This is a genomic window from Algibacter sp. L1A34 (assembly GCF_009796805.1).
In the GTDB taxonomy this organism is placed as follows: domain Bacteria; phylum Bacteroidota; class Bacteroidia; order Flavobacteriales; family Flavobacteriaceae; genus Algibacter.
Window position 1 is genome coordinate 3,868,774 of the sequence record NZ_CP047029.1, and the last position, 26,313, is coordinate 3,895,086.

Here is a 26,313-nt window from a genome sequence, read left to right on the forward strand (position 1 = left end):
CTATAAAGTTAAATAATTAAGGGTTATAATGGTTTGATTGTATGCATCAAGTTTATCTAAGTGATTTAATTTTATTTCATAAGCACTTTCTAAACTTTGGATATATTGATAGAAATCGATTTCGCCATTTCTAAAACTTCCTTTTGCTGTTTTTAAAATTTCTTCTGAAAGCTTATCGCCTTCATTTTCATAATAACTCAACGCTTTTTGAAACTGAGATAACTGAATTTTAAGGGCATTAAACTTTTCATTTAATTGAATCTCATACTCTTTAGATTCTGAAACCGCAGCATCTTCTGCAAAACCTGCCGCTTTAATTCGAGCCGCTTGACCACTAAAGAATATTGGGATTTTTAAACCGAATTGATATCCAGAAAGATTTACTCCTAAACCAGGATTAGTCCCTTGAAAATAATTAAGACTGATATCTGGCAGCAGTTTATGGTTTTCAAAACGACGTTCGGCTTGTAATAAAGACACTCTATTTTTATAGTATGCAATTTCTGCACTACCATCAATATCAAGAGTATTCAACATGGCTTTTAGAGACGATGTATTCGCTATTGTTATCGATTCTTCAACCTGAATTATTTTTAATAAAACATTATAAACTAATAAAACATCTTTTTGAGCTTCACTATACTTAAGACTAATTTGTTTTTGCTTTGATACTGCTGTAATTTTCTCTAAATAATTGGTTTCTCCAAGCTCAAAACGCCTAGCTGCCACTTTTGCAAAATTAGTATAAAGACTATCTAATCTTTTATAGACGTTTCCCTTTTCTCTAGCAATTTGATATGCATAATAAGCAGCAGTTACTTTTCGCGCAATTCCTTTTTTCTGAATATTATAAGTGCTTGAAATCATTCCATAACGCGCTTGATTAACTTTCTTTTCGGAGAAATAAACCGTTGGAAATTTAAAATCTTGCTGAACACCAAACACCCTTAACGGCTCATTATTACCTGCTAAATTATTTTCATCAAACTCATAATAAACATGTGTTTTATCAAAACTAAAAGCAGCACCAATTAAAGCGTCCGATTCTTTTACTTGTAATCTCCCCGCTTCTAATCCAACATTATTTTCAATAGCCATTGGTATAAGATCTTTTAATTTTACACCAACTTGTTCTTGAGCAAATCCGCTAAATGAAGCCAATAATAAAATAAAACCTAATGTCTTTTTAGAACGTTTTCTGCCAAGTTTGCTCTTTGTGCTGTATGGACGATTAAATAAAGCATAAAGCACTGGCAGAACTATTAACGTTAATAAGGTTGCTGTAACCAAACCTCCAATGACCACGGTAGCTAGCGGACGTTGAACTTCTGCACCAGCATTGGTAGAAATGGCCATAGGTAAAAACCCTAAAGCCGCAGCGGCAGCAGTTAATAATACTGCTCGTAATCTATCTTTAGTACCTTGTTTTATTAGAGCTTCCATACTTTCAAACCCATGATTTTTTAATTCTTTAAAATGCTCTATTAATACAATACCATTAAGCACTGCAATACCGAATAACGCAATAAAACCAACGCCTGCCGATATACTAAAAGGCAAACCACGAAGCCATAATAATAACACACCACCAACTGCAGCTAAAGGAATTGCCGAGTAAATAATTAAAGCTTCTTTTACCGATTTAAAAGCGAAATACAAAAGCACAAATATTAATACCAGTGCAATAGGCACGGCAACCATTAATCTAGATTTAGCGCTTTGCAAATTTTCAAACTGACCACCATAAGTAATAGAATACCCAATAGGCAAATGGATGTTTTCATTTATTAATTCTTGAACATCATCTACAACAGATTGTAAATCACGATTACGCACATTTACACCAACGACAATTCTACGTCTGGTATCATCACGGGATATTTTGGCTGCTCCTTTTTTATAACTGATATCTGCCAATTCATTCAACGGAATTTTTCCACCGGAAGGTAAATCAATATAAAGATTATCAAGATTATCAATATCTTGGCGCTTTTCTTTATCTAGCCTCACCACTAAATCGAATCGTTTTTCACCTTCAAAAACACTACCTGCAGATCTCCCTGCAAAGCCCATAGAAATCATATCATTCAGTTCTTGAATATTAAGCCCATATCTGGCAATTTTAGCGCGATTATATTGTACACTCATTTCTGGTAATCCTGCAATTTTTTCAACAGAAATATCTGCGGCTCCCGGCACATTTTCTATAAGAGCTCCAATCTCGTTTCCTTTTTTTGAAAGAATATCTAAATCATCTCCAAAAATTTTGATGGCGATATCTGCGCGAACACCTGTAATCAATTCATTAAAACGCATTTCTATAGGCTGTGTAAATTCGACTTCCATTCCTGGAATAACTGCTAAAGCTTCTTTAAACTTATCCGCTAATTCATCTTTAGATGACGCCGATATCCATTCGCTTTTAGGGTTTAGCACAATAATAACGTCACTTTCTTCCATAGACATGGGGTCCGTTGGCACTTCTGCCGCACCAATACGCGTCACCACTTGTTTTACTTCTGGAAACTGTTTTAGTAGAATTTTTTCAATTTCGGTAGTAATTTTAACCGTATTACTTAAGGATGTTCCTGTTTTTAAAATAGGTTGAATAACAAAATCACCTTCATCTAAAGTTGGCACAAACTCTCCGCCCATAGTCGAGTATAAATAAATTGAAATCGCTAAAAGAGTACCTGCGATACCTAAAACTAACTTTTTACTTCGCAATGCCCAATCTATTGTTGGCTCATATATTTTATTGAGCCAATTCATTAATTTTACAGACACATTTTTATGAGTTGCATTTGATGGTTTTAAAAATAAAGAGGCAACCACAGGAACATAAGTAAAGCAAAAAATCATGGCACCTATTAGCGCAAAACTAAAAGTTAATGCCATAGGTTTAAACATTTTACCTTCTACTCCAGAAAGCGATAATATTGGAATGAATACAATTAAAATAATAAGCTGACCGAAGATGGCCGAATTCATCATTTTTGATGCTCCTGAAAATGTGATATTATCTTTAAAATCTTGAAGGTCTTCTTTTGACAAAGCACTAATTTCATGCTTTTTCTGTGTCATTTGAAAGGCGATAAATTCCACAATAATTACTGCACCATCAATGATAATTCCAAAATCAATAGCTCCTAAACTCATCAAGTTTGCATCAACACCAAATATGTACATTAAAGATAATGCAAACAATAAACACAGCGGAATAACGGATGCTACCACAAGACCAGAACGCAAATTCCCAAGAAGTAAAACCACAACAAATATCACAATTAAACACCCAAGAACTAGGTTTTCAGTCACTGTAAACGTGGTTTTAGCAATGAGTTCGCTACGGTCGAGAAAAGCATTAATATAAACACCTTCTGGTAACGATTTTGAAATTTCATCTACACGCTCTTTTACGGCTTCAATTACTTTTTTAGAATTGGCATCCTTAAGCATCATTACTTGCCCCAACACTTTTTCACCTTCACCATTCCCTGTTATTGCTCCAAATCGTGTAGCACTTCCAAAACCTACTTTAGCTACATCTTTAATATAAATAGGTAAACCATTTGTGTTTTTAACCACTATATTACGAATATCTTCTAAAGATGAAACCAAACCTTGTCCTCGAATAAAAAAGGCTTGATTTACCTTCTCAATATATCCGCCACCAGAAACACTGTTATTCATTTCCAAAGCTGTAAAAACATCGGTTGCCGAAATATCCATGGCATTCAGTTTTTCTGTATCAATAGCAACTTCATATTGTTTTAAAAAACCACCCCAAGTATTCACTTCCACAACTCCAGGAATCCCCGAAAGCTGTCGCTTTACAACCCAATCCTGTATAGTTCGTAAATCTTCAGCATTATAACGGTCTTTAAATTCCGGTTTTACATCAAGAATATATTGATAAATCTCCCCTAGCCCTGTTGTAATAGGGCCCATTTCTGGCGTACCAAAACCTTCCGGTATCTTTTCGGAAGCCGACTTTATTTTTTCAGCAATAAGCTGTCTAGGTAAAAAGGTTCCCATAGCATCATCAAAAACGATGGTAACTACAGAAAGTCCGAATTTTGATATAGAACGAATCTCTATAACTCCTGGCAAATTTGCCATCTCCAATTCTACAGGATAGGTTATAAATTGCTCCATATCTTGAGTAGATAGATTACGAGAAGTGGTAATAACTTGTACCTGATTGTTTGTAACATCGGGCACAGCACCAATAGGTATTTGAGATAATGAATACAGTCCGAACCCAATAATAAAGACTGTAAATAAGAGAACAATAAACTTGTTCTTTATACTGAAATTAATAATATGTGATAACATTTTTTCATAAAATAATCAATGTGAACATTCCAAAGCCATTACATGATTAAGGAATTAAAATAAAAAAGTTCGTGATTACTTATGATAACCTTGGTGGCTGAAAAAGTCCCTCTAAATGAAGTGCAGAAGAAGGTGCTTGATAATGAAATTGATGTATATTTAATTCTGAAAACTCACCTGTTTTTAATTCTGATTTATGCGTGTTTAGTACAAAAGCCGTAATTGAAGACATGTGGGATTGATGCTGAAAAGGTAATTGCTCGTGATCTTCCTTTTCTTCTTGATGTTCCTTATCATGATCTGCCTTAAGCTCACCATAATGCTTAGAAATAAAAACAAAAACATTATCGCCGTATTGTTGACTATGGTATTGTGCATGCTCAATAAAATCATCGATTTGCGCAATATCCCCAACACATAAGCCAAAACTTTGTATTAGGATAACAAAAGATAACGATATAGAAAATAGTTTACTCACCAATACAAAGGTAATAAATTGAAACTTTCATAACATCTTTTAGTATAAGTTTTTTCTATGACGCCATTTATAAAGACATTATTATCAATAATTCTACTAACAGATTTACAAAATGATTTATAAATAAAAATCAACTCTTTTAATTAGGTTTTGTTAATAAACTAGAACGCGTAGGCATAGAAACCATAGAGTCAAAATAACGATTAAGCATCTTATCCTATTGTGCACTTAAACTATCCAAATCTTTACCTAAAGAAGAACAACTTAATTGATTATTAACGCCAGACTGAACCAAAATGATATTAGGCTTTACACTTTTTTACTGCAACAACTAAAACTAAACATCGTAGTAACCATAACTATTAAAAAATCCTTGCCAAACATATTAAGACTATTCAAGAAAATATCTATTATTAAATTTTTCTTCTGAAGAAATATTACTTTTTTACCTAAATTAAAAAAACTGATAAAGATTATAAACAAAAAAATCCCGCTTAAAAAGCAGGATTCTTTCAATAAAATATATTTCAATTATGCTTATACAAACATTGGTTTGTTATGCATCATATCATTTACTTTTGTTTTTACAGCTTCTAAAGCTGTTTCATCTTCAAAGTTATTAATAACCTCGTCTACAAGCTCTACAATAGCAACCATATCGGTATCATTTAAACCACGCGTAGTAACAGCAGAAACACCTAAACGGATTCCAGAAGTTACAAATGGAGACTTATCATCGAAAGGCACCATGTTTTTATTTACTGTAATATCAGCTTTTACTAAAGCCTGCTCAGCATCTTTACCCGATAAATTTTTGTTACGTAAATCTATTAACATACAGTGGTTATCAGTTCCTCCAGAAATAATATTATAACCTTTAGATACTAATGCTTTTGCCATTGCAGCCGCGTTTTTCTTAACTTGTAATTGGTATTGCAAAAACTCATCGGTTAAAGCTTCACCAAAAGCAATTGCTTTTGCTGCAATAATGTGCTCTAATGGTCCACCTTGATTTCCTGGAAAAACAGCTGAATCTAATAAAGACGACATTTTACGTAAGTTTCCATTTTTAAGTTTAATTCCGAAAGGGTTTTCAAAATCTTTCCCCATCATAATCATTCCTCCTCTTGGACCACGTAGTGTTTTATGAGTTGTTGTTGTTACAATATGGCAATGTGGTAATGGATCGTTTAAGATACCCTTAGCAATTAATCCTGCTGGGTGAGATATATCTGCCATTAAAATAGCACCAACACTATCAGCAATCACTCTAAAACGTTCAAAATCGATATCACGTGAGTAAGCCGAAGCTCCAGCGATTATTAATTTTGGTTGTTCTTTAGTAGCAATTTCTTGAATTTTATCATAATTTAAAACACCAGTTTCTTGCTCTACACCGTAAAATACAGGGTTGTAAAGTTTACCAGAAAAGTTTACAGGAGAACCGTGAGTTAAATGACCTCCATGAGATAAATCGAATCCTAAAATTTTATCTCCAGGCGTTAAACATGCATGATACACAGCTGTATTTGCCTGACTTCCTGAGTGTGGTTGTACATTTACATATACGGCTCCAAACAATGCTTTTGCTCTATCTATAGCAATTTGCTCAACTTCATCAACCACTTCACATCCGCCATAATAACGTTTACCAGGATAACCTTCGGCGTATTTATTGGTTAACACAGAGCCTGCAGCTTCCATAACTTGGTCGCTAACAAAATTCTCCGATGCAATAAGTTCTATACCATTTAATTGGCGTTCTTTTTCGGCTTCAATGAGTTCAAAAATTTGTTCGTCGCGTTGCATATAATGAGTTTGTTTTTTTAATATTCCGCAAAAATAACAAATAGATTACTTAAATTGAGTAATATTCCGTTTTTTACATTTAAGTTTTTAACCAATTTATTAACGGTTAAAGAAAATTCATTTTTAAAGTAATTTTTCGTTGTAAAACAAAAAAATTATGTACGTTTGATAAGAATACAACAACTAGAAAATAAAAAAGATATGCCATTAACAGCGAACAACCCAGATAGAACGTCGTGGCTGCACGTCGATAAAAATTCCGATTTCCCTATACAGAACATTCCTTTCGGTGTTTTTTTAACACGAGACGATATTATAACTATTGGTACGCGTATTGGCGACACCGCTATAGATTTAGGCGCACTACACCAATTAGGCTATTTTGAAGGCATCCCTTTAACCGATGATATTTTTCTTCAAGATACCTTAAACGATTTTATTGCCGATGGCCGTAAAACATGGCGTTTAGTAAGAAATAGAATAGCCGAAATTTTCGATGCTGAAAATGATAGCCTTAAAAGCAATAAAAAACATAAAGAAGTGGTTCTTTTTCGTTTAGATGAAATTGAAATGCAACTACCTGTTCAAATTGGTGATTATACCGATTTTTACTCAAGTAAAGAGCATGCCACCAACGTTGGCACGCTATTTAGAGACCCTGAAAATGCACTTTTACCAAACTGGTTGCATATTCCGGTAGGTTATCATGGGCGTAGCTCTTCTATAATTCCATCGGGTATTCCAGTGAACCGTCCGCAAGGTCAAACTTTACCTAACGGAGCAACCGAACCTATATTTGGCCCTAGTAAATTAATCGATTTCGAATTAGAAATGGCTTTTATTACTACCGATGCTAATGATTTAGGCGAACCAATTCCTGTTAACGAAGCCGAAGAGTATATTTTTGGACTCGTTTTACTTAATGACTGGAGTGCTCGCGATATTCAAAAGTGGGAATATGCGCCACTAGGTCCTTTTTTAGCAAAAAGTTTCGCATCGTCCATTTCACCATGGATAGTTACTTTAGATGCACTTGAACCTTACCGTGTAGAAGGTCCTAAACCAATAAAAAAACAACTTGATTACTTAAAATATAAAGGCAAAAAAAGCTACGATATTAATTTAGAAGTTGCCATACAGCCAAAAGGCGCTAAGGAAACCACTGTTTCTAAAACGAATTTTAAACATATGTATTGGAACATGTCTCAACAGTTTGCTCACCACACTGTTAATGGATGTCCTGTAAATTCGGGTGATATGATGGGAAGCGGAACAATTTCGGGACCTACACCAGATTCATACGGATCTATGCTAGAATTAACATGGAAAGGTGAAAACCCAATAAAAATGAAAGACGGTAGCGAACGTAAATTCATAAATGATAACGATACCGTTATTATGCGAGGTTATTGCGAAAAAGATGGCACTCGCATAGGTTTTGGCGAAGTATCTACTAAACTTTTACCTGTTTATAAAAAATAAAAACACTAGTATTAAAAAGCATAAAAAACCTTTCTAATTAAAATTTAGGAAGGTTTTTTTTTATTTTGGCATCACTATTGAAACATAGTTTCAATCCATAAATTTCTATTACTATGAAAAGAGCAATACTTATACTATTTATAACAATTAACCTTATAGCATGTAACACGGCTAAACAAGTTGAAAAAGCGGTGCATTCTGGTAATTACGATTATGCCATCAATACAGCACTCGATAAACTTAAAACCAATAAATCGAAAAAACGTAAAAAAGAATACATTTTTATGTTACAAGATGCTTTTACAAAAGCCGAAAACAGAGATTTAAACCGAGTAGATTATTTAAAAAAGGAAGGTAATCCAGAAAATTATCAAGAAATCTTCAATCTATACAATGCTTTAAATTCTCGTCAAGAATCTATTAAACCTATTTTACCATTAACCGCCAATGGTAAAAATATAAACTTCGATTTTATAGATTATAGCGATTTAACCATCAATGCTAAAAACAATCTTGCAAATCACATTTATACTAGTAGTTTAAAGTTACTTGATTCTAAATATAAAACAGATATTCGAGAAGCTTATAATAACTTGGTTTATTTAAACAGAATAACACCTCATTTCAAAAATACTAACGAACTTATAAACGAAGCGCAAATACTCGGTACCGATTTTATTTTGGTAACCATAAACAACCAAACCAACCAAATAATCCCAAACCGTTTACAAAGCGATCTATTAAATTTTGACACCTACGGCTTAAATAAACAATGGAGCGAATACCATGCAAGTAAAGCCGAAAATTTTCAGTACGATTATGCCATGCAGCTCAATCTAAAACAAATAACGATATCTCCAGAACGCTTTAGAGAACGTGAAATTTTAAGAGAGAAAAAAATTAAAGATGGTACAACCTATAAGCTAGATAGAGAAGGTAACGCCGTAAAAGATAGTCTAGGCAAATACATAGAGATAGATAAAATTATCGATGTAAAATATAGATTTATAGAAAGTATACAAACCAAAGAAGCTCAAATTTTGGCAAATGTGGTATATATCGATTTAAAAACCAAACAAACTATAGAGAGCTTCCCTATAGATAGCGGTTTTATTTTCGAGAACATATATGCTAAACATTACCGTAAAAAAAATAAGCAAAACGATCAACGCGCCCTAACGATAGAAGATCTGGAATTATTAAAAAACCGACAATTACCTTTTCCTACTAACGAGCAAATGGTGTTTGATACCGGAGAAGATTTAAAACTAAAATTAAAAGAAATTATAAACGGCTTTGGTACAAACTAGCCGAATAAAACTTATAAACACTCCATAAAAAAAAACCTTTGAAGTTATTTCAAAGGTTTTTTTTTATTATTTATATTACCAAATAGCAGTACTATTCAATAGATTTCTCGTAAGTAAATGTTGTTGTGGTATTAATAACATTTCCATTTACATCAACATATTTTAAATTACCTTCTGTAGAAAACGCTGTGCTTTCATCGTTAACTTCAATTTGAGTTAATTGTGAAGAACAATTAGAAACAATTATTAACCCAGAAGATTCATTCAACTCCCAAGTTCCAGTTATTTCTTGCTCGTTATCACAATCAATAGCCGTCATTCCTCCGGTAAAAGCATAATCTCTATTATCACCAAATTCATATACAATATCTTTTGAGCAATCTGTATATTGAGCAAATAAATCAGTGCTTGGGTTATCTATTTCATCATCCGTTAAATCAATTTCATCTTCTGAAACAACACTTTTCAGCGTCCATTTACCAGTAAAATTAATTTCATTACTAGTTAATTCACCTGTAACATCCTCAGCACACTTTAAATCATTGTCATCATCATTACAACTAATAAATAAAATACTACATGCGATTAAACTTTTCACTAATAAGATACTTTTTTTCATAATTTATATTTTTTTAAAAGATGAATAAAGCACCAAATAGTTGCGTAAAAAAGCTACTTATTTAGCAAAAAAAACATAAAAATATTATCTATCTGGCTCTTAAACCTCTAAGAATTTAAATTAATTAACAATATCGCGCTTAGCCAATTTCGAAGCAATAATACTTATTATTAAAATTTGAGTGGCATGAAATAACATAAGTGGCAATAGTATAATACCGACAGAAGCCATATTACCAAACAGTATTTTAGAAAAAACCGTACCGTGAACTAACGATTTTTTAGTACCACAAAACTGAGCTGTTATTTGATCTTCTTTGTTAATTTTAAGTTTTTCAGCCATAAATTTTGTTAGATAAAAGGCTACAGAAAATAAAAAGAGTACACCTATAAAAATGGCTAATAAATCTAAAAAGGATACAGAACTAAATATATTATTGTAGAAGGATTCTGAAAAACTCTTATAAATTATTAATAGAATAATAGACTTATCAAAAAGCGTTAATTTACTACTATGTCTTTGGGCAAAACTACCTAGAAAACGTTGTAATAGAAGTCCCAAAATTACAGGTAAAATAATCTGAACAATAAGTTTCATGTAAATCGCAGTAAAGTCGAAATCGGATTGTGCATCATCTACAAATAACCCCATCCAAAGTGGCGTAATCACAATACCTATAATTCCAGATATACTCGCATTAAAAATAGCTGCCGGTATATTGCCCTTGGCCATAGATACCATAACAACCGACGATGATACCGTAGATGGTAATGCCGCCAAAAAAAAGAAAGCCAACCATATAGTTTCTTGTTCTGCATTTTGAATTAACGGACGAAACATTAAAACCAATAACGGAAACATTAAAAAAGTAGACCCCTGCACTAAAAGATGCAATTTCCAGTTTTTAAGTCCTGCCTTCAATTTTGTTGGACTTAATTTAAGTCCGTAGAAAAAGAATATAAGCGAAATTCCTACCGAACTAATTGTATCGATAGGAATTTCACTTTCTTGTGTTCCCCATTGCGGAAAGAAATAAGCTATTAAAATAGTTGCTATAATAGATAGAACAAACTTATCAATCTTTACTTTCATGTACCTTCATCTTAATTTATGCTAAATAAAATAATTACGGCAACATAGCAAAAGATAAAACAACAAAACACTCTAGATACATTAAACCCAGAATATTCTAAATATATAAAATTAAACCAAACTAGCTAAATCCATTTCATTAATAGCTCCGTGACTCTCATGAGCTACCACTACTCCGTTTTTAATAACCAAAAGCTGTGGCGATTGGTGCATAACCTGAAATTTATAACCAACCTCATTAGATATATCACGAAAATTCAACAAATCTAAAAAATACAAATCCACTTCTTTTTCCGTAAAATCATAAGCACCCACAAACTCTTTCATCACCATACTACTAATCCCGCAACGCGTAGAATGTTTAAAGATAATCTGTGTTTTAGTACTTGACTTCTCCTTAATTAAATCCAATTGCTGCAAAGCATTCAAAGGAATCCAAGGCAATACTTTTTCCTCTTTTGATTCTCCCGAATCACCAAAAATTTTACTAAATAATCCCATAGTTATTTTTTTATTTTCATCCCCTTGTAACAGAGAATTTTATACTATTTTTTATTTGGGCGTTACCACAAGGGTCGGGCTTTCACTACTCGCTCCCTCCTATGGTCGGGGAGCTCAAACATGCCGTTCAATCCCTAACGCATTCATCCGCCAAATTAATGTTAAACTCAAATTTTTTTCGAGCTTTTGTTGTCAAAATTAACTACTTTTATAGTACTTAAAATTAAAACTTACCAAAAATAAGTCGACGGGTAAACTAAAACCTTACAAACCGACAAAAAGTCATTAAAAACCGCACCATAACCGCCATTTTGTCCTGTAAATCAACTTGGTAGGGAATTTGAAATATACATTCAAAATAAAACACTAATAAGGTTTTCGCCTTAGCGGAAATCAAAAAACATAACAAGATGAACCTAAACGATTACACCATTAAATCGCAAGAGGCCATTCAGCAAGCGCAGCAAATTGCGCAAGGTCTAGGCCAACAGCAAATTGAAAATGAACACATTTTTAAAGGCATTTTTGAAGTCGACGAAAATGTGCTTCCGTTTATTTTAAAAAAATTAAACGCAAACATTCCTATACTAAAACAAGCTTTAGATAAACAAATAGAAAGCTTTCCTAAAGTATCAGGAGGTGAACTCATGCTTTCTCGCGAAGCTGGAAAAACATTAAACGAAGCATCTATAATTGCAAAAAAATTAAAAGATGATTACGTTTCTATAGAACACCTTATTCTAGCTGTTTTTAAATCGAACAGTAAAATAGCACAAATGCTAAAAGACCAAAGTATTACAGAAAAAGGTTTAAAATCAGCAATCGAAGAGTTAAGACAAGGCGAAAACGTAACCTCGCAAAGCCAAGAAGAAACCTACAATTCGTTAGACAAATACGCAAAAAACTTAAATCAATTAGCAAAAGACGGCAAATTAGATCCAGTTATTGGTCGTGATGAAGAAATTCGTAGAATTCTACAAATTTTATCCCGTCGTACCAAAAACAACCCAATTTTAATAGGAGAGCCTGGAACAGGTAAAACCGCAATTGCAGAAGGTTTAGCGCACCGTATTGTGGATGGCGATATTCCTGAGAATCTAAAAAACAAACAAATTTTCGCACTAGATATGGGCGCACTTATTGCAGGTGCTAAATACAAAGGTGAATTTGAAGAACGTTTAAAAGCCGTTATAAAAGAAGTAACTTCCAGCGATGGTGATGTGGTTTTATTTATTGATGAAATCCACACATTGGTTGGTGCAGGTGGCGGACAAGGCGCTATGGATGCAGCCAATATTTTAAAGCCAGCCTTGGCTCGTGGCGAACTTAGAGCTATTGGGGCAACCACTTTAGATGAATATCAAAAATATTTTGAAAAAGATAAAGCGCTAGAACGTCGTTTCCAAAAAGTAATGGTGAACGAACCAGATACCGAAAGTGCCATTTCAATACTTCGTGGTATTAAAGAAAAATATGAGGCTCACCACAAAGTACGTATCAAAGATGAAGCTATTATTGGTGCCGTAGAACTTTCAACACGATACATTACCAATCGTTTTTTACCAGATAAAGCGATCGATTTAATGGACGAGGCAGCTGCAAAACTGCGTATGGAAATAAACTCTAAACCCGAAGAACTCGATGTTTTAGATCGTAAAATCATGCAACTTGAAATTGAAATTGAAGCTATTAAGCGTGAAAAAGACGAAGTAAAGTTAAAATCACTACGTTCTGATTTAGCTAATATTAAGGAAACTAGAAATGAACTTAATGCCAAATGGAAAAGTGAAAAAGAAGTTGTAGATAATGTACAGAACACCAAACAAGCTATTGAAAACTTCAAGATAGATGCAGAAAAAGCTGAACGTGAAGGTGATTATGGTAAGGTAGCAGAATTACGTTATGGTAAAATAAAAGAAGCACAAGAACAATTGGAAGCTTTCCAAAAACAATTGGACGAAAAATCGGAAACATCTCTTATTAAAGAAGAGGTTACTTACGATGATATTGCTGAAGTTGTTGCCAAATGGACAGGTATTCCTGTTACTAAAATGCTTCAAAGTGAACGAGAAAAATTATTAAGACTTGAAGATGAATTACACAAACGTGTAGTTGGCCAAGAAGAAGCTATAGAAGCTGTTAGTGATGCCGTTCGCCGTAGCCGTGCAGGATTACAAAATCCCAAAAAACCAATTGGAACCTTCCTCTTTTTAGGGACAACCGGTGTTGGTAAAACCGAATTAGCAAAAGCTTTGGCGGAATATTTGTTTGATGATGAAAATGCATTAACTCGGATTGACATGAGTGAATATCAAGAACGTCACGCTGTAAGCCGTTTAGTAGGAGCACCTCCGGGATACGTAGGTTATGAAGAAGGCGGACAATTAACTGAAGCTGTGCGTCGTAAACCATACTCTGTAGTGCTTTTGGATGAAATTGAAAAAGCACACCCAGATACTTTTAATATTTTACTACAAGTTTTAGATGAAGGTCATTTAACAGATAACAAAGGTAGAACTGCCGATTTTAAAAATACGATTATTATCATGACTTCCAATATGGGTAGTCAAATAATCCAAGATCGTTTTGAAGCGACAAAAGACATCAATTCAGCAATTGAAGCCGCCAAAGTAGATGTCCTTGCGCTACTAAAGCAAACCGTAAGACCAGAATTTTTAAACCGTATTGACGATACCGTAATGTTTACACCGTTAAGCAAAGAAAACATTGTATCTATTGTTGGTTTACAAATAAAAGGTATTACTAAAATGATAGCACAACAAGGCATCACTTTCGATGCTACGCCAGACGCTGTAGCCTATTTAGCAGATAAAGGTTATAACCCTGAGTACGGTGCAAGACCTGTAAAACGTGTCATACAAAAAGAAGTTTTAAATGCTCTAAGTAAAGAGATATTAGCAGGAACGGTAACTACCGATAGTATTATTTTACTAGATGCATTCGATGATAAGTTGGTTTTTAGAAATGAAAATCATTTAGTTAGCGAAGAAATATAATTTTAAAAACAGAAATTTAAATCTTAAAAAGCAACACAAAACTCATAAAGAGGGATGTGTTGCTTTTTTTTATTCAACGGAATATGAGGAAAACCGTATGAAACACTAAATTCCTAGTGTATTTTAACCAATTCGATGTAAAACAATAAACCTTCATTTAAAACGCTATAAAACAATAATTTAATACACTAAAGAATGTCTACATAACACTTCACTATAGATAAATAATATTACAAACAATACTATTTCCAAAACTTTTCTATGAAAGTAAATAAAATACTACCGTTCGTCTAAAAAATTAAAAATTAAAAAATCGACCAATGGTTAGTTACTAACTTCGCTAAGGAATTACCCTAGAATCTGATATATAAAAAAATTAGATTTAATAATTCTCCCTCAAAAAAAAAGCTTAACCTAAAAACTCCCTAACATGATTATTTCTGAGTACATAGACTATACTCTATTATCACCCACAACTACCGAAGCCGAAATTATCACGCTTTGTAAAGAGGCAAGAAAAAGTAACCTTAGTAGCATATGCATAAATAGCTGTTATGTTACATTAGCAAAAGAATTACTAAAAGGAACAGATGTGAAAATCTGTTCAACTGTAGGTTTTCCAGCAGGAAGCTCATCTACAGCCACTAAAATATTTGAAGCCACAAATGCTATTAAAGAAGGTGCTAATGAAATTGATATGGTAATCAATCTTGGCTTATTAAAAAGCAGAAATTATGTTTCAGTAATGAAAGATATTAGCGCTGTAAAATTAGCTATTAGTAAAACACCTCTAAAAGTAATTATTGAAATATCGGAATTAAATAAAAACGAAATAGTAAAAGCATCTCAAATTTGTGCCGATGCCAATGCAGACTTTATTACTACATCTACCGGGTTTTCTAAAAGTGGCGCCACTTTTACAGCAGTAAAAATCATTAAAAAAACGGTTAGAGATGCTATAAAAATAAAAGCATCAGGAGGTATAACCAATCTAGAAATATCTCAAAAATTTATAGATATTGGAGTAAGCCGTATAGGTGCATCACCAAATTTAAAGCTTCGTAAAGCACTTTTGAAACTAGGATAAAAAAAACGTTATCCTTTTTATCTAAACGAAATGTTTTGTCCAGAATACTTCTGAGACAAAACATTTATTTACATATCACTCATTTAGAATATTTTTGGATACCCGCCAGTTGTCTGGCAATCCCGCATTGAAAGAATGATCTCACCAGAAGGTGTTAACTGAACAGTTCCTGGGATTAATAGTCCTGTTATAATCGGTTTTAAATTATTCTGTAGTGTTTATATCAATTGACACCCCATTCTATTATTGTTTTTTGAAACAGTAAACAAACACGAAAACCGTTGATTTTGTTGGGTTTCAGAAAAGTATTCTAATTCGGAGCCTTAATAAACTTCTATAACTTTTGAATCGATATAAGAATCATTAAATGATATTTTCGTATGTTTTTCAGTATTAATTACCGACAGCGATTCTACTGCTAATTCATCGTTTTTAAATAGCGCGCTAGCCTTTGTTATGTTTTTGTATATACTTTTACTCATCATAACTGTAACGATGTTAAAACCACCTAAAACGGCAAAATAACACCTAAAACCGACTTCAAGTTCCCTGAAACTAAGAACGTCACCAGCTTAAACACGAATAATTACAACATTATCGACTTGCTTTCTATTCAATTTAGCCAACATACTAGCTCTGGAAAGAGCAATACGCGTATTAACATTAAACTGAAACTTAGCACCTGTGATAGTCATTTCTAACACCGCTTTATTTTCCGTATTACCAACTAAGGCAATAGCAATAATAGCCGCCCCTTTTTCAACCTGTAATCTAGGTGTTAATTTACGAGGTATAATGAGTGATTTATCCAAACCGCCTAGATATAAAACCCAAGTAAAAACCGATAAAATAGACAGTATAAACAACCTGAGAATAACGCTTAATAATATCACTTTTTGATATATTTTTTTCAATTGAAATAACAGCTAAATCTATCCCAAAACAAGCATCAGAATACACAGGGATTTCCCATAATACAAAAACTCATTAAACAGCTCCGCTTTTGATTACATAGATTTTATCTATAGTCGAGATTCGTTTAAATAAATTAACTTATTTTTTACATTAAAACCTATTAATGAATTATATATAGAGATTACTTGAATAATTTATTTAATATGTTAATTTTCAATTTCATCCTTAAAAATTAAGATACTCTCTAGAATACTTTCATTAATTCCACTTGACTACTCAACCAAAAAAGTATGCAAACCTAAGGATTTATAACGAAATTTGAAAGTCATTAAAACTAACCTATTTTAATTTGATGAAGCGCCAGTTTTTCTTTTAAATTTTGGATCAAATCTACAGCATTTGGAATATCACCCTGAAGACAAAAGCATCAGATAAAACTTCAATCTCAAAACCTTGAACCGTCTTTACTTTTTGTTCAAAAATCATTCTAAAAACATGATTAAACATGTCGGCTTTATCATGAATTACAACATCTTTTTTAAGTTTTGAAACTAATCTTAAATCATCATTATAATTCCAATCCGCAAAAGCCTCATATATTATTTCCGATAGCTAAATTTGCTATTTCCGATTTATACAGTACGTAAAGTTTATTGGTAACATCAATGATTTCATAACCTCTATAATAGCATTGGCTACTTTTTTTATCGGCAGCTGCGAGGTCATAAAACGTACCACGTGGTTTTATAAGATCTAGTCGGGCGCGTTCCGATTATAGAACAGTTAATGAGTCTTTAATTTGATGTTTAACAGAGACATACAAGGCATTACGAACCCCTCACCTACATCAACATTGATATCTATTGTTTTAATTTCCAACAAACTAAGTTAGCAGATTTAAATTAATTTTAGAAAGAATTTAAAGCGTAAATAGCGAAAGAACCTAACCAATGCCCGCCCTCATAACTATCGCCGAAAATACTTGGTAAAGAATGATTCAAATGCTGAATAGCAATAGGTTTAAGATGCGCATATTCAGGTAAATCTTCGGCTATTTTATTTAAACTCCAAGCTCTCGAGAAATTTAAACCATCTAAATGCACCAAATGCCCATCGGTTCTATCAGACACTTTTCCGGTTTCCAAAGTAAAGTTTTTATTTTTTAACTCTGGCAAAAAAGCCTCTAGCCAAGACTTATAATCTTCAATAGGTAATAGTCGCTTCATTAAAGCCGCTTCTTCTAGACAAGGCGATAAAAAATCTGATCCTCCAGGCTCCCAGGACATCGGGCAATTTTCATCTTGTAAAAAGAAATGTTTCGCACGTGTTTCAATGGCTAATTTAAAAACTTCATTATTTACAGCTACTGCATAATCGTAAGCAAAGGACAAACCAAAAGCTGTATTTCCATGCGTTCCAACTCGCGTTGGATAATTCAGTTTTGGAAGATATGCTGTATATTTTTCAATAATTAAATCAGTAAGAGGCTGAAGATTTTCTTCTAAAACTCTAGCAGTTTCATCATCCCAAGTATGGAGTTCTTCAGCTAACTTTAATAACCAGGCCCAACCATAAGTACGCTCAAAAGACTTATTATATTTCCCTGAAAAATACGCAACTTCGCCTTCAATATTTACTTTAGACAAGTTACGTAAAAGTCTCATCTTTAAATTTTTACTATTTTTTAAATCAGGATTACTCTTTAGTAAACTCACCAAACTCCAATGTCCATGAACAGCAGAATGCCAATCGAAACAACCATAAAATGCAGGATGTAAAATTGCAGGTTTTTTCAAATCCTCGTCACCTCCTAAGGTCTGCGATAGCTTGTTTGGGTATTCTGAATTAATACAATGAAGCGGTAAAGCAGCCAACTTATTAGCTTGCTCTAAATCGAGTTTTGGAATTTTTAAAACAGTAACTTCAACAGGATCATCTATCGATTTAAAATCCTGCTTTTTGTCCGATTGCTTACATCCTATTAACAATATTATAAAAACTAAAATAAAGCGTTGCATCATAATATTTCATTTAATTATTAAGAGAATCTGTTCTATTTACCTCGATAAAACCTATCAAAAGATTGCCAATATTTATCTTTATAAATATCAAAACTCACCTTTAACTTACCCGAATATTTTGTTTGAATTTGATAAAACACTTTAGAAGGCTTTCTAAAATCGGTACAAGCAAAGTATATTTCTCGCGTATTATCTGCAGTTTGTCTACCAATATTTAAATAACCTTTTGAGTCTTTTAGCTCCTGTAAAACTTCGTCCTCAATGATATTTAACAAATTATAAGTTTCTTCATCTGGCATGCCATTATTACTTAGTCCCGTATATTCCATTTCTAGAACAGCAACCCATGGATGCGATGCTTTGCTATCCCATTGTAATAAATCGGTATTCACAACCGCTAAGAGTGGCAAACCAGACTCCATAGACGCTTCAAAGGCTGAATAACTGTCTTTTTCAGTAGAATGACGTAATCCATCATACTTTTCAATAAACTCTTTTTCACGCCAGATTAAAAAATCCTTTAATTTTTCAATTGGAACTAAATCACTTGTAGCAACAGAAGTATTAACAACACTTAAATTATCGATAATAGATACCGAATTTAGCTCACCTAAGGCATTATCTAAAAACAAATAGATACCATTAGTAATATCTATTCTATTATCTTCACTTAAGCTCTTATGTGTTATTGTAATATCAATTTCATCTGGATAATTATTTAAATCATTAGAATAAAAACGAAGTGTATCCTTACTAAATTTATAATCGTCTATTTCTATTCCTTGATTTTCAAATCCAGACTCTTGTTTTAAAGCAGTAATTTTCCAACCTTTAATTTGGGGAGCTTCTTCAACTAAATCTTCAACGAAAGCGATATTCTTTAAATCACCATCAGCAGTTAGAATGAGTTCTGCTGTATCTTCATCAAACATGCCAGCCAAAAACCAATACCCCGATTTTAATTCATTTAATTTTTTGGACAAATCAATAAAGAACAACCTATTAACATCACCTTGTTCTTTTATTACTTTAAAGAATGATTTCTCGTTTTTAATAAACCAATTCCAAAAATCAGCATTAGATTTTATAGGATTATCCTTTTTTAGGAACTTTTTAAAAAAATTCATACCACACAAATAAGCGTTCCGTTTTTAAACGAATAATTAAAATTGAAACACTGAAAATTAAATTTAGACTACGACTCTACACGTTCGATTCTTGCGCCAATAGCACGTAAACGCTCGTCTATATTTTCGTAACCTCGATCAATCTGTTCAATATTCTGAATAGTTGATGTTCCTTTTGCAGAAAGTGCTGCAATAAGTAAAGATACACCTGCACGAATATCTGGCGACGTCATGGTTGTTGCTTTTAAAGTCGACTTAAAATCGTGCCCAATAACAGTTGCTCTATGCGGATCGCATAAAATAATTTTTGCCCCCATATCAATCAATTTATCCACAAAGAATAAACGACTTTCGAACATTTTTTGATGAATTAAAACACTTCCTCTAGCCTGTGTAGCCACAACTAGAATGATACTCAATAAATCTGGTGTAAAACCAGGCCAAGGTGCATCGGAGATGGTTAAAATAGAACCATCGATATAACTTTGAATTTGATAACCGTTAGTATGTGCAGGAATATGAATATTATCACCTTGCTTTTCAACGGTAATACCTAATTTTCGAAAAACATTAGGTATCACACCCAAATCGTTCCAGCTTACATTGGTAATAGTAAGTTCACTTTTTGTCATAGCCGCAAGACCAATCCAACTTCCTATTTCAATCATATCAGGAAGCATACGGTGTTCTGTTCCTCCTAAGGTTTCTACACCTTCTATAACTAACATATTAGAACCTACACCGCTAATTTCAGCTCCCATTCTATTCAGCATTTTACATAATTGCTGTAAGTATGGTTCGCAAGCTGCGTTGTAAATTGTTGTTGTTCCTCTTGCTAAAACAGCAGCCATTACAATGTTTGCTGTTCCGGTAACCGATGCTTCTTCAAGCAACATGTAGGCTCCCGTTAAATATTCGGCTTCTACCCCGTAAAACTGATCTTCTTTACTGTATTTAAATTTGGCGCCTAAATTAATTAAGCCTTCAAAATGCGTATCTAATCTACGACGACCAATTTTATCACCACCTGGTTTTGGAATATATCCTTTACCAAAACGTGCTAATAAAGGACCAACAATCATTATTGATCCACGTAATCCGCGACCATCAACTTTAAAAGCATCAGACTCTAAATAATCTAAATTAACTTCATCGGCTTGAAAGGTATAACTTCCTTTACCTATTTTTCCAACCTTAACACCAAGTTTTCTCAACAAGTTTATAAGCTTGTTAACATCTATAATGTCTGGAATATTATTAATTGTAACCAATTCTGGAGTAAGTAGAACGGCACATAGAATTTGTAAAGCTTCGTTTTTGGCTCCTTGAGGTTGGATACTACCTTTTAATTGGTGTCCTCCTTCAATTTTGAATGTTCCCATGCGTAAAAATTAGTAGCGTTTTCTTTGACGGTTATTAGTATTGCTCTTTTTTTGCCCGCCTTTTTTATTGTTATTACTGTTGGCAAACTTCGATTTTGTACGCAACAAACTGCTAGAATCGGATAAATCTTCATCAGAATTTCGAAGATCTATTTTTCCATCAGACAATTCGAACAAATGACCATAAATAACAGCATCTTCAACCGTATCTTTATTCCAATTTAAAAAACACTTTTTCATGTGATTTGCAATGGTATGGAGTAACGCTTCTTTCAATTCGCCATCTTCCCATGTATTTGCTACATCGATCATGGTTTTAATATTGTTTCCGTAGAAACGATATTTAGGGAAATTTTGAGGATATTCTAGAGGTTCTGGACGCTCTTCGTAAATTTCTTTAGTAGGAATATCATAAGGAGAATCGGCATCTAATTCAAAATTAGCCATGATAAAAAGCTGATCCCAAAGTTTATGCTTAAAATCGGGAACATCACGTAAATGCGGTTGCATATTACCCATTACTGCAATAATACCGTTTGCTAATCTATTACGCTCTTCCTTTGTTTCTCTCGTTTTAGCGTAATTAATCATTTTCTGCATATGTCTTCCGTATTCCGGAATGATTAAATGCTCACGCTCTGTATTGTATTCTAAATCGTCTATCAAAATAATGGTGTAGAATTAATGTTTCTCTGCATGTAGTTGTTATGCATGCCGCAAAATACAAAAAAAATTGAATAGCGCTATTAATATTACCAAATCAATTATTCGGCATACTTATTTATTAACCTTACAAGTAGATTATTTAGGAGCTCAACTTGATATTCACCAACGGTTGGTTCTATATGTTCATTACCAATCCCACTATCATTTGTAATAAAAACGTAGGTTCCGTTAGTTGCAATTGCAAAATAACGCATTAAAAACTCGGTAGATTTATCTATACCACTAGCAGTTACCGGAATTATTTTTACACCATTTTTAGCAGCTGTAATTATAGATTCCTTTAGGCTTTGGTTTATTTCGTCGGTTTGGTGTGGTGGCGCATCTAAAAGTAAAAAAGCAATTCTAGTTTTAGAATTTGTACTCCATTGCAAATCGTTTACCGTTTCGGCTAAAGCAACTTCCACAGCTTCTTCAAAATCACCTCCTCCACCAGCGCTTTGTTCATTTATAAAATTTACTGTAGAGGAAATACTTGATGTAAAATCTGAACGTCTCGTAACATAATCGTCTCCTTCATCTCTATAAAAAACAGTTGATGTTAAAATTGTTGCACTTTGGTTATCTTCTTGAACACGGCCAATAACATCGGTTAAATCACTCTTTAAAAACTCAAGTTCATCTCCCATAGAGCCTGTAGCATCTACAATAAATGCAACTTCAATTTTATCTTCGGAAGTGGTTGTGTTCTGAATATTAAAAACGTTAACGCCTTCTTCAAATAAAGAAAGATCTTCATTTACAACCTCACCATTTATTTCAATTTTATAATTGGAAAGATCTATAGTTGAGCTTGCTTTATCGCTGTTAAATAAACTTACAAATAAATTAGCTTCGCCAAAATTATCTGTTTTAGCTTCGCTTATGCGCTCATCATCCTTTAAAAGAGAAAGAGACACATTATTTATAGGTAGTGATGTATTTTGATCTAAAACCTGAAAAGCAAAACGTTTTGAAGTGTTGAAACTCCAGTTTTTCTGATATTCTGTATAATCTTGAGTATTTAATATATCGCTCCAATAACCCCAATTCGTTAAATCGCTCCATTCGCCAGCCGTAATTTGGCCGGCAGCCTCACCATTACCACCATTGCTTGAACCAGATCCAACACCCTTAGAACCATCAGATGAAGAAAGCTCACTACCTTCAAAAACTTCTTCACTCGCACTATCTCCAGTATTACAACTAAATAACACAAAAACAGAACATAAAACTAACACGACTTTCTTCATCTTAAAACTTTTTATTTCAAGATGCAAAAACGAGTAAAAGGTTGCTTCAAATTATAAAATAAAACTTTTTATATATAAAAAATTACCGATGTACTTCTTGGTTTTAGATCGAAGTATAAAAAATTTACGCTTTCACGGAAAGTATAATTTAATAAAAAATTAGAATCTAAACCAAGATAAATACTTGAAAATTTAAAGACTTATTACACCCTCAATTTTATTGGCAACTTCTTTATATTTTTCAATTACAGTTTCTGGTTTTTTCATAGAGACACTAATAGAAACACTGGTATATTTACCTTTTGCAGACTCTTTTGTTTCTATCACTGCTCCCATATCATCAAAAATAGCTTCTAACATTGCTATCTTTTTTGAATCGGAAAGCACAATAAATTTATATAAATATTCCGAAGGCCAAACAGTGGTATCGTATAATTGGGCTTTTAATTTGTCGTAAAATTCTTCTGAATTAGGAGGTGTGCTCATTACATATTTATTAAGCTGCAAATATACAGTTTAGTTTCCATTTTTTTTATAGATTATAAATTCCGATTTTTGCAAAAAATAAAGCAGCATTGAACACTAAAAAGATTGTTATTACGGGCGGTCCAGGAACTGGAAAATCAACTTTAATTAATGAATTAATAAAAAGAGGACATACTTGTTTAGAAGAAATTTCTCGACAAGTAACCTTAGATGCTAAAAAAGATGGTATCGACCAGCTATTTTTAACCAACCCTTTATTGTTTAGCGAATTACTTTTAAAAGGTAGACGCAAGCAATTTATTGACGCCGAATTATATAAAAATGAAACTGTATTTTTCGATCGTGGCTTACCAGATGTATTAGCATATATGGGTTTTATTGGAGATGATTGTCCAGAAGATTTTATTGAAACATGCAACAACTCTAAATACCATACCGTTTTTATTTTAAAACCTTGGGAAGCGATTTACACTAGTGACAATGAACGTTACGAAAATTTTGATCAAGCTTTAGAAATTCACGATCATTTAGTGAAAACCTACGAAAATTACGATTATAACTTAATTGATGTCCCTTTTGATACCGTTGAAAATAGAACCAATTTTATTTTAAATCATATAAATATGTAAGCGTCCAGAATGGAACACCCAATAAACATATTAGAACGCTATTGGAAATTTACGGAATTCCGACCTAACCAAGAAGCTATCATCAATGCGGTTTTGGCTGGAGAGGATACTTTTGCGCTTTTGCCAACTGGCGGCGGAAAATCGTTATGTTTTCAAATTCCGGCTATGGTTAAAAAAGGGATTTGCATTGTGGTATCTCCTCTTATCGCACTTATGAAAGACCAAGTGCAATCCCTAAATAACAAGGGTATTAAGGCGATAGCCCTTACAAGTGGAATTTCTTACAATGATTTAGATACACTTTTAGATAATTGTGTTTATGGTAATTATAAATTTCTATACCTATCGCCCGAACGTTTACAACAGGAGCTGGTGCAAGATCGCATTAGGTTAATGAATGTGAATTTAATTGCTGTAGATGAAGCGCATTGTATTTCTCAATGGGGAAGCGATTTTAGACCAGCTTACAATAATATTGCCCTTTTAAGGCAGCTACAACCTACTGTAAATGCTATTGCTTTAACGGCATCGGCTAAACCAGAAGTGATTCAAGACATTGTAAAGCAACTCGATTTTATTAATCCTAAAATATTTAAGCAATCTTTTTTAAGACCTAATTTAGCATATTTAGTTTTTACTGAAAATGATAAATATTACAAAATTGAAACGATACTTAAAAAGTACAAACAGTCCTCTATTATTTATGTTAGAAACAGAAAACTAACCCTGGAATTAAGTGCTTTTTTAGAATCGAAAAAGATATCTGCAACTTTTTACCATGGCGGTTTACATAATAACGACAAGGATAAAAACATGAATGCTTGGATAGATAACCAAAAGCAGGTTATGGTAGCCACAAATGCTTTTGGAATGGGAATTGATAAACCAGATGTAAAAACGGTTATCCATATTAGCTTACCAGAAAGTATTGAAAGTTATTTTCAAGAAGCTGGGCGTGTTGGCAGAAATGGAGATAAAGCCTTTGCGGTAATATTGAAAAATGAAAATGATGAAAGCCGGGTTAAAAAACAGTTTCTAGGATCTTTAGCTAGTGTTGATTTTGTAAAACAAGTTTACAGAAAATTATGCAATTACTTTCAAGTACCTTACGGTGAAGGCGAGTATTTATCCTTTGAATTTGATTTTAATACCTTTTGCAAAACCTATAAATTTAGCCCAAGCGCGTGTTATAATGCTTTATTAATTTTAGATCGAAATAGTATCATTACACTTTCTAAGCAATTTAAAAACAAAGTAACTGTCCAGTTCATAATATCAAATTCGGCATTATTTAATTATTTAGATACACATACAGAGTTTAGCATTATCGTAAAATCAATTTTACGCATGTATGGCGGTGCATTTGAGCAGGCTACAAAAATTGCATTAGCTAAAATTGCTGAAAAATCTACAGCTAGTGAACCCAAAATTGTTAATGCTTTAAAGCAATTAGAACGTGACGGTATTATTACTTTAAAACTAGCTGAAACGGATGCCGAAGTTACTTTTATTCAGCCTCGGGAAGATGATAAAACTATAAACAGAATTGGAAAAACTATAGAGCAGCAAAACAATTTAAAACAACAACAAGTAAAAGCAATGCTTGATTATGTTGAAAACGATTCGGTTTGTAAAAGCATGCAGCTCCTCGCCTATTTTGGCGAAACAGAAATTAGTCCGTGTGGAATTTGTTCGGTTTGTACGAATCCAAAAAAGGTAAAAGTATCATCAACCGATATCAAGACTGTAAAAAATCAAGTTATTGAGCTTTTAGAAAATGGAGATCAATCCTCTAGAAAAATTTCCGAAGCCTTAAACACTTCCGAAGAAAATATAAAAAATGTTTTAAAATTACTTTTAGAACATCAAATAATAACAATAACAGCAAGGAATACCTATAAGTTGAGTCATTTATAATTCATCTTGAAGTATTCAAAAAAACAATTTTCTAATAATAAAAAACCAACTTCAATTGTCCTTTTAAATTATCATTAATATATAAGGACAAATAATATAGACTGATACTATGCTAAACTAGTCTAAACAAACACTAGTATAGTTGCTT

At 32.9% G+C, this 26,313-nt stretch carries 20 protein-coding genes and 1 pseudogene; 6 read left to right on the top strand and 15 right to left on the bottom strand.

Annotated elements, in window-relative coordinates; genetic code table 11:
* The 3 genes from GQR97_RS16445 to glyA form a co-directional block, all read right to left on the bottom strand.
* Entirely contained in the window at positions 1-4,338 is a 4,338-nt protein-coding gene (locus GQR97_RS16445; RefSeq protein WP_158850375.1) for a CusA/CzcA family heavy metal efflux RND transporter, read from the bottom strand.
* A gap of 79 nt (positions 4,339-4,417) precedes the next feature.
* On the bottom strand, positions 4,418-4,816 hold the full coding sequence (locus GQR97_RS16450) for a hypothetical protein (RefSeq protein WP_158850377.1): 399 nt from the start codon (positions 4,814-4,816) through the stop codon (positions 4,418-4,420).
* A 537-nt stretch (positions 4,817-5,353) separates the two neighbouring features.
* Positions 5,354-6,625, bottom strand: a complete 1,272-nt coding sequence (glyA, locus tag GQR97_RS16455; RefSeq protein ID WP_158850379.1) for a serine hydroxymethyltransferase — start codon at positions 6,623-6,625, stop codon at positions 5,354-5,356.
* A 201-nt stretch (positions 6,626-6,826) separates the two neighbouring features.
* On the opposite strand from glyA, the gene fahA reads away from it, so the two are divergent.
* Both fahA and GQR97_RS16465 read left to right on the top strand, forming a co-directional pair.
* Complete coding sequence (gene fahA, locus GQR97_RS16460; protein ID WP_158851881.1) at positions 6,827-8,107, top strand: fumarylacetoacetase; 1,281 nt, start codon at positions 6,827-6,829, stop codon at positions 8,105-8,107.
* Positions 8,108-8,220: 113 nt separating this feature from the next.
* Positions 8,221-9,417 carry a hypothetical protein gene (locus GQR97_RS16465; RefSeq protein ID WP_158850381.1) on the top strand — a complete coding sequence of 399 codons (1,197 nt, stop codon included), beginning with the start codon at positions 8,221-8,223 and terminating at the stop codon, positions 9,415-9,417.
* A 91-nt stretch (positions 9,418-9,508) separates the two neighbouring features.
* On the opposite strand, the gene GQR97_RS16470 is transcribed toward GQR97_RS16465, so the two are convergent.
* The 3 genes from GQR97_RS16470 to ytxJ all read right to left on the bottom strand — a co-directional run bounded on the left by GQR97_RS16470 (position 9,509) and on the right by ytxJ (position 11,629).
* Positions 9,509-10,036: a DUF5004 domain-containing protein gene (locus tag GQR97_RS16470; RefSeq protein ID WP_158850383.1), complete on the bottom strand. Its 528-nt coding sequence runs from the start codon at positions 10,034-10,036 to the stop codon at positions 9,509-9,511.
* Between the two features lie 120 nt (positions 10,037-10,156).
* Positions 10,157-11,128 carry a bile acid:sodium symporter family protein gene (locus GQR97_RS16475; RefSeq protein WP_158850385.1) on the bottom strand — a complete coding sequence of 324 codons (972 nt, stop codon included), beginning with the start codon at positions 11,126-11,128 and terminating at the stop codon, positions 10,157-10,159.
* Positions 11,129-11,239: 111 nt separating this feature from the next.
* Positions 11,240-11,629, bottom strand: a complete 390-nt coding sequence (gene ytxJ / locus GQR97_RS16480; RefSeq protein ID WP_158850387.1) for a bacillithiol system redox-active protein YtxJ — start codon at positions 11,627-11,629, stop codon at positions 11,240-11,242.
* 410 nt (positions 11,630-12,039) lie between these two features.
* Here ytxJ and clpB point away from each other — a divergent pair, with 410 nt between their 5' ends.
* Entirely contained in the window at positions 12,040-14,646 is a 2,607-nt protein-coding gene (clpB, locus tag GQR97_RS16485) for an ATP-dependent chaperone ClpB (RefSeq protein WP_158850389.1), read from the top strand.
* A gap of 430 nt (positions 14,647-15,076) precedes the next feature.
* Positions 15,077-15,733 carry a deoxyribose-phosphate aldolase gene (deoC, locus tag GQR97_RS16490; RefSeq protein ID WP_158850391.1) on the top strand — a complete coding sequence of 219 codons (657 nt, stop codon included), beginning with the start codon at positions 15,077-15,079 and terminating at the stop codon, positions 15,731-15,733.
* 83 nt (positions 15,734-15,816) lie between these two features.
* Here deoC and GQR97_RS20000 read toward each other — a convergent pair whose 3' ends face one another.
* The 9 genes and pseudogenes from GQR97_RS20000 to GQR97_RS16545 form a co-directional block, all read right to left on the bottom strand.
* Positions 15,817-15,927, bottom strand: coding sequence for a hypothetical protein (locus GQR97_RS20000; RefSeq protein WP_158851883.1), 111 nt, complete (start codon positions 15,925-15,927; stop codon positions 15,817-15,819).
* Between the two features lie 129 nt (positions 15,928-16,056).
* Positions 16,057-16,693: pseudogene (locus GQR97_RS19830) on the bottom strand (carboxyltransferase domain-containing protein).
* A gap of 345 nt (positions 16,694-17,038) precedes the next feature.
* Positions 17,039-17,251, bottom strand: coding sequence for a LamB/YcsF family protein (locus GQR97_RS20005; RefSeq protein ID WP_158851885.1), 213 nt, complete (start codon positions 17,249-17,251; stop codon positions 17,039-17,041).
* Positions 17,252-17,556: 305 nt separating this feature from the next.
* Positions 17,557-18,669, bottom strand: a complete 1,113-nt coding sequence (locus GQR97_RS16520) for a DUF2891 domain-containing protein (RefSeq protein WP_158850397.1) — start codon at positions 18,667-18,669, stop codon at positions 17,557-17,559.
* A 32-nt stretch (positions 18,670-18,701) separates the two neighbouring features.
* Positions 18,702-19,796 (bottom strand): DUF695 domain-containing protein, encoded by a 1,095-nt coding sequence (locus GQR97_RS16525; RefSeq protein WP_158850399.1) that lies wholly within the window; start codon positions 19,794-19,796, stop codon positions 18,702-18,704.
* A gap of 68 nt (positions 19,797-19,864) precedes the next feature.
* Entirely contained in the window at positions 19,865-21,178 is a 1,314-nt protein-coding gene (gene murA / locus GQR97_RS16530) for a UDP-N-acetylglucosamine 1-carboxyvinyltransferase (protein WP_158850401.1), read from the bottom strand.
* A 9-nt stretch (positions 21,179-21,187) separates the two neighbouring features.
* Positions 21,188-21,844 carry a DUF4290 domain-containing protein gene (locus GQR97_RS16535; protein ID WP_158850403.1) on the bottom strand — a complete coding sequence of 219 codons (657 nt, stop codon included), beginning with the start codon at positions 21,842-21,844 and terminating at the stop codon, positions 21,188-21,190.
* Between the two features lie 98 nt (positions 21,845-21,942).
* A complete protein-coding gene (locus GQR97_RS16540) occupies positions 21,943-23,133 on the bottom strand; it encodes a vWA domain-containing protein (protein WP_158850405.1) in 1,191 nt (396 codons plus the stop codon).
* A gap of 192 nt (positions 23,134-23,325) precedes the next feature.
* Entirely contained in the window at positions 23,326-23,619 is a 294-nt protein-coding gene (locus tag GQR97_RS16545) for a DUF493 family protein (protein WP_158851887.1), read from the bottom strand.
* An 89-nt stretch (positions 23,620-23,708) separates the two neighbouring features.
* Between GQR97_RS16545 and GQR97_RS16550 the strand changes: the two genes are divergently transcribed.
* Both GQR97_RS16550 and GQR97_RS16555 read left to right on the top strand, forming a co-directional pair.
* The gene (locus GQR97_RS16550) at positions 23,709-24,248 is read left to right on the top strand and encodes an AAA family ATPase (protein ID WP_158850407.1); all 540 of its coding nucleotides are present in this window, start codon (positions 23,709-23,711) and stop codon (positions 24,246-24,248) included.
* A 9-nt stretch (positions 24,249-24,257) separates the two neighbouring features.
* Positions 24,258-26,165: an ATP-dependent DNA helicase RecQ gene (locus tag GQR97_RS16555; RefSeq protein ID WP_158850409.1), complete on the top strand. Its 1,908-nt coding sequence runs from the start codon at positions 24,258-24,260 to the stop codon at positions 26,163-26,165.
* The last annotated feature ends 148 nt before the right edge of the window (positions 26,166-26,313 follow it).